Origin of the sequence: Rhodococcus sp. BS-15 (genome assembly GCF_000813105.1) — a bacterium.
Taxonomy (GTDB): domain Bacteria; phylum Actinomycetota; class Actinomycetes; order Mycobacteriales; family Mycobacteriaceae; genus Rhodococcoides.
In genome coordinates this window covers 1-8,369 of sequence record NZ_BAOX01000220.1, presented here as the reverse complement: position 1 = coordinate 8,369, position 8,369 = coordinate 1, and the positions used below count along the sequence as shown (strand labels likewise).

Sequence of the window (8,369 nt, the reverse complement as noted above, 5' to 3'; positions counted from 1 at the left end):
CGCACCTCGTCGGCCGCGACGCACTGGCGGTGATTCCGGCCGAGGTCAGCGCCGACGAGCCGGTGACAATTCTTCCCTTGCCGCACCGCTAGATTCAGCGAGAGAGCGAACACCCTCGCGGTAACGCGCGACCACGAGATCGACGATCGCGGCATGTACTCCGAGCGGTTCACCGACACCGTCGGCACCGGCGTCAGCCAAACGAGTGTGAAAGAGCCCGCGCGCCAACAGATACGACGCCACGAACACACGTGGGTGCCCGGCTTCTCGCAGAGTCGACACCGCGTCGGACACGGTGGGGGTACTGGTGGCGACGTAGCCGATGCGTACCGGGACCCGAGCGACGTCGGCCAGCATCGCTGCCGCGCGCCGATGTTCTTCCAACGCACGAGCGTCGGAGGACCCTGCGGCTGCGAGCACGATGCAGTCGCCCGCCTGCCATCCGGCATCGCGCAGTCGGGCGAGCATGACCTCGGCCAGCACGAGGTCGGGTCCGAGAGCGCGGGTGACCGCGACCGACGTGTGAGCGCTGTCGGCGATCTCTCGCGGCACATCGGTGTGCACGTGGTAGCCCGACGCAAGGAAAGCGGGAACCACCACCGCCGACTCGGCGGTGTCGCGCAGTACCTCGGCCGGGGACGGCCCGAGTACGTCCACGAAGGCCACTCGGGTGGTACCGATCTGTGTCGACACCTCATCGGCGAGTGCGGCGATCATCTCGACACCACGGGGGTTTCGGGTGCCGTGTGCAACCAACACCAGAGTCGGTTTCATCAGTACTTTCCCCCTTCTACGACGGCCGCACGCGCGGCCGGCTCGTCGGAATCGCAACCCGTTTCGGTCTCGATGTGATCGAGTGCGATGCGATAGCCACGCTTGACCACGGTCTGGATCGCTTTCGGCGCGCCAAGCGAGGACCTGAGTCTGGTCATCGCGGTTTCCACCGCGTGGGTGTCGCCTCCTCCGCCGGGCAGCGACGCCAACAGGTCCTCGCGGGAGACGACGCGTCCGGGATTGCGGGCCAGCGTCTTCATCAGCGCCATGCCTGCCGGGGACACCGGTCGAACTTCACCGTCGACCACCACGCACTTACCGCGGACACTGACCACGTGTCCGCCTGCGTGCAGCCGACCGGTGCGCCTCGGCAGTTCCTCGGCGATGTGCCGCGCGAGTGCCCCCAGACGCGCTCGTGTTGGCTGTGTGGTGGCCACGTCGAGTTGTTCGAGGGGCGCGGCCGTGACCGGTCCGACGCACACCGGCAGCACCCTCGATCGCATCGATTGCAGCAGGGGTTCGAGTACGCCGTTCTCGTCGGCCCGCATCAGCATCGACGCCACCGCCGGTGCCGAGGTGAAGCTGAGGGCGTCGAGATCCCCGACGATGACGGCTTCGATCATCCGGTCCATCGGGCTCTGGTCGTCGGGTGCGGTCCAGCGATACACCGGCACCGGAACCACTTCGGCTCCCGCACAGCGCAACACCTCACAGAAGTCGGGGACCGGCTCCCACTCGGTGGTCGCGCCGTGCAGCTGCACTGCGATGCGGGTGCCCTCGACTCCTTCGGCGAGCAGATGTTCGAGTACCTCCGCCGAGGATTCCGAGGCGGGCGACCATTCCTCGCGCAGATCGGCTGCTCGAATGGCTCCTTTGGCCTTCGGGCCGCGAGCAAGCAGGCGGGACGTGCCGAGGGCGCGCCCCAGTTCTTCTGCCCGTCCCCACCCGTCCGCTGCCTCGATCCAGCCACGAAATCCGATTCCTGTTGTGGCTACGGTTATTTCGGGTGGGTCAGCGATGACGGCGGCGGTGACGCGTTCGAGTTCGGCGTCGTCGGCCAGTGGGATGATGCGAATTGCGGGGGCGTGCATCACGGTGGCCCCGCGCCGCTCGAGCAGAGTCGCGAACTCCTCGGCCCGACGCGACGCGGTGATCCCGACGGTGAACCCGGCCAGAGGCATTGCTGCCCCGGCGATTTCGCTCACGTAGATCCGCCACGGACGAGCACGACGCCCTCGACGCAGGAGACCTCGAACGATCCGAGGGTGACCTGCGGGTCATCGAGGCAGCGCCCGTCGGCCAGGGAGAAGACCTGCTTGAGCAACGGCGACGCGACGGTGGGTTCGCCCCCTCGGTCTCCCACCAGTCCGCGTGACATCACTGCTGCGCGCCCGTACGGATCGATGTTGCCCACCGCGAACAGTCGTCCGTCGTCGAGCAGAAACAGCGCCGCCTGGGTGCCGCCGCGCAGGAGCACCGCCACTCCGCGCCCCGGAATCAGCGCGTCGAGCGTGCAGGCCGGGGTCCAATCACGAGCGAGGTCGTTCGGTACCGCTGTTGGTGACTTCACTGTTGATGAATCGATGACAGTCATGGCGCACCTCCTGATCAGCTATTCCACGTTGCTTGTGTTTCTGGCCCGTTAAGTCGCGATTACTCGTCTGTGCACATGCACTCAGTCTCGTGACCTGCCGGTTGTCAGCTCACGCGCCGATACGTGGCATTCCCATCAGCACGGGTACCTTGCGCGCCCCGGACTCGTCGAACGCGATGGTGGGGTCGGCCTCGTCCGGAGCATTGACGAAGGAGACGAACCGACCGAGCTTCTCGTCGTCGTCGAGCACGCCGGCCCACTCGTCCTTGTACCCGGCGACGTGGCGTTCCATGTCGGCCTCGAGCTCGGCACCGATCCCGAGACTGTCCTCGCACACGACGGCTCGGAGGTGATCGAGTCCCCCGTCGAGCGATTCGAGCCACGGTGCCGTGCGCTGCAGCCGGTCGGCGGTACGCACGTAGAACATGAGGTAACGGTCGATGTAGCTGACCAGGGTGGCGTCGTCGAGGTTGGAGGCCAGCAATTGAGCATGCTTGGGTGACTGACCGCCGTTACCGCCCACGTACAGGTTCCAGCCGCCCTCCGTGGCGATGATTCCGACGTCCTTGCCGCGAGCCTCGGCGCATTCTCGCGCGCAACCCGAGACGCCGAACTTGATCTTGTGCGGCGACCGTAGACCCCGGTAGCGGTTCTCGAGATCGACCGCCATCCCCACCGAGTCCTGGACGCCGTAGCGGCACCAGGTGGACCCCACGCAGCTCTTGACCGTCCGCAACGACTTCCCGTACGCCTGGCCCGATTCCATCCCTGCGTCGACGAGGCGCTTCCAGATCGCCGGCAACTGCTCCACTCGGGCACCGAACATGTCGATGCGCTGGCCCCCGGTCACCTTGGTGTACAGCCCGAAGTCGCGAGCGACCTCACCGATGACGATGAGCTGCTCGGGCGTGCACTCGCCGCCGGGCATCCGAGGCACCACCGAGTACGTGCCGTTCTTCTGGATGTTGGCCAGAAAGTGATCGTTGGTGTCCTGCAACGACGCCTGCTCGCCGTCGAGAATGTGATCCGAGGACGTCGACGCGAGAATCGACGCCACGACGGGCTTGCAGATGTCGCAGCCGGTTCCCGTGCCGTACTTGGCGATCAGCGACGAGAAGGTGCGGGTGTTCGTGGCCCGAACGATCTCGAACAGCTCGGCCCTGGACTGAGCGAAGTGCTCGCACAACGACTTCGAGAGCACGACCCCCGATGCCGCCAGCAACGACTTGATGGACGGCAGGCATCCGCCGCAGGTGGTACCCGCGGTGGTACAGCTCTTCACGGCCGCCAGATCGCAGGCTCCGTCGGCGATCGCCGAGCAGATGGCACCCTTGCTCACGCCGTTGCAGGAGCAGATCTCGGCGTCGTCGGGCAGCGCACCGATACCGACCTGTTCGGCTGCCGGTGAGATCAGGGCCCCCGGGTCGCCGGGCAATTCCCGTCCGACGAGCGGACGCAACAGCGAGTACGCGGAGGCATCGCCGACGAGGATGCCGCCGAGGAGGGTCTTCGCGTCGTCGGTCACGACGAGCTTGGCGTACGTGCCCTTGGGCGCATCACTGAACACCACCTCGAGTGCACCCGGTGTGGCCGCCATCGCGTCGCCGAAGCTCGCGACGTCCACGCCCATCAGCTTGAGCTTGGTGGACATGTCGGCACCCGGGAATTGCGCTGCGCCGCCGAGCAATCGGTCGGCCACGACCTCCGCCGTCGAATATCCGGGAGCGACCAGGCCGTAGCACCTACCTTCGACCGCGGCACATTCGCCGATCGCGTAGACGGCCGGGTCGGAGGTACTGCAACCGATGTCGACCATGATGCCGCCGCGCTCACCGACCTCGAGGCCGCTCTCGCGGGCCAGCCGATCCTGCGGACGAACACCGGCGGAGAACACCAGCAGCGCGGCGTCGATGGTGTTGCCGTCGCTCAGTTCGACCGTCAGGCCTGCGCTGTCGTTCTCGGAGATCGACGACGTACCCACTCCCACGTGGACGTTCAACCCGAGTTCGGTGACGAGGCGAGCCAACAGCGCGCCGCCGCCCTCGTCCACCTGCAGTGGCATCAATCGTGGAGCGAACTCGATGACGTGCGGGGTCATACCCATCTTCTTCAGCGCATTCGCCGCCTCGAGACCGAGGAGGCCACCGCCGACCACCACACCGACGGCTCCCGGTCCCGCGGCATCGGCGCGGGCACGGATCTTGTCGAGGTCGTCGAGGGTGCGATAGACGAAGCACGCGGGCAGGTCGTGTCCGGTGATCGGCGGTACGAACGGGTAGGAACCGGTGGCGAGGACCAGAGCGTCGTACTCGACCGTATCTCCCGCCGAGGTCACGACGGTGCGGTGGTCACGGTCGATGCGCTCGGCCCGTACTCCGGTGCGCATCTCCACGAGTGTGTCACCGGGATAGTCGTTGCCCGCCAGAGCGAGTTCCTTGTGGTCCCAGGCACCGACGTAGGACGACAGTCCCACCCTGTCGTACGCCGCCAGTGCCTCCTCGCACAGGATCGTGATCTTCCACTCGGCCGCCTCGTCGCGCGCTCGCAACGCTTCGACGAATCGGTGTCCTACCATCCCGTGACCTACCACTACCGCGTTCTTCATTGCGGGTCCTTCCGATCTACGTTGCCGTGCACTGTGTTTCGTTCTTGCCGGTGATGGACACTCAGACGGCTACCGGAGCGTCGGCATCGGCGGAGTTGGTCTTGCGCAGGTAGATCGCCCACGTGACGAGGGCGCACACGACGTAGAAGACGAGGAACACCCAGAACGCCGTCGTGGCGGACTTCGCGGTGCCCGAGTACGACGCCCGCAGCACCAGGTTGATTCCGACTCCGCCGAGAGCGCCGATCGCACCGGCGATGCCGATCAGTGCGCCGGACATCTTGCGTGACCAGTGCTGCTGCTCGTCGACCGTCATTCCCTGCAGCGCAACCGATTTCGCGGCGAAGATTGCGGGGATCATCTTGTAGACCGATCCGTTTCCGATTCCGGAGAGCAGGAAGAGTGCGATGAATCCGACGACGAAGAGCACCATCACCGTGCCGCTGGCCGCCCCCGGAGTCGAATCGTCCCAGGTACTGGCCGCGACCAGAACTCCGGTGGCGAACGTCATGGCCACGAACGTGTAGAGGGTGATCTTGCCGCCGCCGATCTTGTCGGCGAGCTTGCCGCCGTACGGACGCGACAGCGATCCCAGCAACGGTCCGATGAAAGCGATCTGTGCGGCCTGCAGCGAAGCCTGCGCCTGCAGAGCGGGAGTCGAGGGTCCGCCGTCGGTGAGTCCGGCGAGGAAGTTGATCTGCAGTACCTGGCCGAACGCGAAGCTGAAGCCGATGAACGATCCGAACGTGCCGATGTACAGGAAGGCGATCCACCACGAGTCCGAGAACTTCGACACGTCGATCATGGAGCGCCCGTTGGTCTTCTGGTTGTCGAGGTTGTCCATGTACAGCGCGGCACCGACAGCGGCGAGCGCGATGAAGACGAGATAAACGGCGCACACGATCTCGGGGGCGGTGTTACCGATGGTGGCGATGACCAGCAAGCCGATGAGCTGGATGACGGGAACACCGATGTTGCCGCCGCCCGCGTTCAAGCCGAGCGCCCATCCTTTCTCGCGTTGTGGATAGAACGCGTTGATGTTCGTCATCGAGGATGCGAAGTTACCGCCGCCGAGTCCGGCGAACGCCGCGACGATGATGTACGTGGTGTACGACGCCGGGTTGAGCATGAAGTACATGGTGAGCACGGTGGGGATCAGGAGCACCAGAGCACTGAAGATGGTCCAGTTCCGCCCGCCGAACTTGGCCGTGGCGAAGGTGTACGGAATCCGCAGGATCGCGCCGACGAGGGTGGGGACGGCCACGAGGAAGAACTTGCCCGCCGCGTCGATGCCGTAGACCGACAACGGCATGAACAGCACCATCACCGACCAGATCGACCAGATCGAGAATCCGACGTGCTCGGCGATGACCGACCAGATCAGATTGCGCTTGGCGATCTGTTTGCCGCCGGCCTCCCAGGCCTCGACGTCCTCGGAATTCCAGTGCGCGATGTGATGGTTGACGGAGACGGGGACTGTTCCGGGCGGAACCGTCGCCGTGGTGGCTGAGCCGGCATCTGCCGAAGCGCTGCGAGAAAGGCTGGTCACGTGTGGCCTCCTGATCGGTGTGTGAACCGAACATAGGAAAGCCATGTTGCAGCGGCGCTGCGTGCGGTGACGCGAAAGATTAACTTGGTCTCACGCGCTCACCGGCACCGACGTGAGATGAAGCGTCAACGGTCGCTGTGCGTCACCAGGTGTCTTCGAGCATCCTCGGTCGGCAGCACAGGAACCCTCCGACCAGCAGAACCGCCACGCATCCGGTCAGCAGCGTCAATGGCAGTCCCCATCCGCCGGACTGCGTGTGCAACAGCCCGAACAGAATCGGGCCGGTCGAGGACACCACGTAACCGAGCCCCTGAGTGAATCCCGAGAGCGAGGACGATCCCACCGCGGTGCGCGTGCGGAGGTTGATCAGCGTCAGCGACATCGGGAAGGTCATCGTGCCCAGCCCGACCAAGCACACCCAGACGACCGTACCGGCGGCAGGCGACCAGTGCAGGCCGGCGAACCCGCAGAGATAACACACCGCGGCGACCACGACGAGCCCGAACGGATTGCGTAGTCTGGCACAGAGGGTCGGCGCGGCCAGCGAGGTGACCAAGCCCATCGCACCGAACGCGGCGACCGAGGCGCCGGCCAGCCCTTCGCCGATACCCGAGTCGATCAACAGCGTCGGCAGCCAGGTGAGCATGGAGTACGTGATCAGCGATGTCATCGCGAACATCGTGACCATTCCCCACGCCAGCGACGAGTGATGAATCCGGCCGCCGGTCCGGGTGTGCACTGCCGCCGAACCGGCCTCGCCCGAGACGTCCTTCTCGTCACGGCTGCGTCGGGATATCACGACGCCGAGCCACGGCAGTGCGGCGGCAACGCCGACGATCGCCCAGACGCCGATCGAGAGCCGCCACCCGTTGGCATCGGCGATGGGGACCGCGAGCAGGGGCGGAATCATGGTGCTGATCTGCATGGCGCAGATGTAGATGGTGCTCACCACAGCGAGGCGATCGGAGAAATACCGTTTGACCAACGGCGGGATGACGACGTTCCCGATTCCCATTCCGGCGAGGGCGATCGCGGACAGGGCGAGCAACGAGACGGTGTTCGGCGCGAATGCACGGGTGGCCATGCCGATGGTGGTCAGCGCCATGGCCAGCAACGCGGCCCGCTCGAGACCGGTGCGCTTGGCGAGAAACGGTGTTGCCAGACCGAACACGGCGAACATCGCCGGGGGCAACATTCCGACGACGCCGACGACCGTGTCACCGAACTCGAGGTCGGTGCCGATCCTGCCGAACAGCGGGCTGATCGACGTCACTGCCGCACGGAGCGTCAGTGCAGACAGAACGATGGCGGAGAAGACCAGAATTCGCCCGCGCAGGAGCGAGGTACCGACGATTCGGCCGGCGGGGACGGTGGGCGCACTCACCACGCAATCATAGGATGACCGGATCATTGGGTGCAAAGTATTACTATCGACGCTGCAACGTCCCCGGCATGAGGAGCCACGTGCGGCAGGTCCAGCGATCGAGCCTGATTTCCCAGGTAACGGCTGCGCTGCGCGCGGAGATCACGTCGCAGCGATGGCCGGTGGGTACCCGCATTCCCACCGAAGCCGAACTGTGCGAGATGACCGGCACCGGGCGCAACACCGTGCGCGAAGCAGTACAGGCGCTCGTTCATGCAGGCATGGTCGAACGCAGGCAGGGTTCGGGCACATTCGTCATGACGTGCTCCGACGTCGGCGGAACCCTGGGAAAGTACTTCTCGGACGCCCGACACCGCGACGTCACCGAGCTACGCGAAACCCTGGAAGTCACTGCGGCGGCTCTTGCGGCCGACCGACGCGACGACGCCGACATCCGTGCCATGCTGGCCGCGCTGGCCGATCG

7 protein-coding genes are annotated in these 8,369 nt (G+C 65.7%); 1 reads left to right on the top strand and 6 read right to left on the bottom strand.

From position 1 onward, the window contains the following. Positions 1-45: 45 nt before the first annotated feature. The 6 genes from RHBS_RS20210 to RHBS_RS20185 form a co-directional block, all read right to left on the bottom strand. Positions 46-774, bottom strand: coding sequence for a sirohydrochlorin chelatase (locus RHBS_RS20210; protein ID WP_128646317.1), 729 nt, complete (start codon positions 772-774; stop codon positions 46-48). Further along, positions 774-1,955: a uroporphyrinogen-III synthase gene (locus tag RHBS_RS20205; RefSeq protein ID WP_237669491.1), complete on the bottom strand. Its 1,182-nt coding sequence runs from the start codon at positions 1,953-1,955 to the stop codon at positions 774-776. The genes RHBS_RS20210 and RHBS_RS20205 overlap by 1 nt, the downstream gene beginning before the upstream one ends. A 20-nt stretch (positions 1,956-1,975) precedes the next feature. Then, a complete protein-coding gene (gene nirD, locus RHBS_RS20200) occupies positions 1,976-2,368 on the bottom strand; it encodes a nitrite reductase small subunit NirD (RefSeq protein WP_128646315.1) in 393 nt (130 codons plus the stop codon). A 109-nt stretch (positions 2,369-2,477) separates the two neighbouring features. After that, positions 2,478-4,973, bottom strand: coding sequence for a nitrite reductase large subunit NirB (gene nirB / locus RHBS_RS20195; RefSeq protein WP_128646314.1), 2,496 nt, complete (start codon positions 4,971-4,973; stop codon positions 2,478-2,480). 61 nt (positions 4,974-5,034) lie between these two features. After that, positions 5,035-6,426 (bottom strand): NarK/NasA family nitrate transporter, encoded by a 1,392-nt coding sequence (locus RHBS_RS20190; RefSeq protein ID WP_237669488.1) that lies wholly within the window; start codon positions 6,424-6,426, stop codon positions 5,035-5,037. Positions 6,427-6,664: 238 nt separating this feature from the next. Continuing rightward, positions 6,665-7,906, bottom strand: coding sequence for an MFS transporter (locus tag RHBS_RS20185; RefSeq protein WP_237669484.1), 1,242 nt, complete (start codon positions 7,904-7,906; stop codon positions 6,665-6,667). A gap of 80 nt (positions 7,907-7,986) precedes the next feature. On the opposite strand from RHBS_RS20185, the gene RHBS_RS20180 reads away from it, so the two are divergent. Further along, the coding region (locus tag RHBS_RS20180; RefSeq protein WP_145977552.1) for a FadR/GntR family transcriptional regulator at positions 7,987-8,369 on the top strand (383 nt) is incomplete at its 3' end.

Excerpts from the sequence above, each read along its gene's own strand:
- RHBS_RS20210 (WP_128646317.1), bottom strand. The coding sequence starts at position 774 with ATGAAACCGACTCTGGTGTTGGTTGCACACGGCACCCGAAACCCCCGT.
- RHBS_RS20205 (WP_237669491.1), bottom strand. The coding sequence starts at position 1,955 with ATGCCTCTGGCCGGGTTCACCGTCGGGATCACCGCGTCGCGTCGGGCC.
- nirD (WP_128646315.1), bottom strand. The coding sequence starts at position 2,368 with ATGACTGTCATCGATTCATCAACAGTGAAGTCACCAACAGCGGTACCG.
- nirB (WP_128646314.1), bottom strand. The coding sequence starts at position 4,973 with ATGAAGAACGCGGTAGTGGTAGGTCACGGGATGGTAGGACACCGATTC.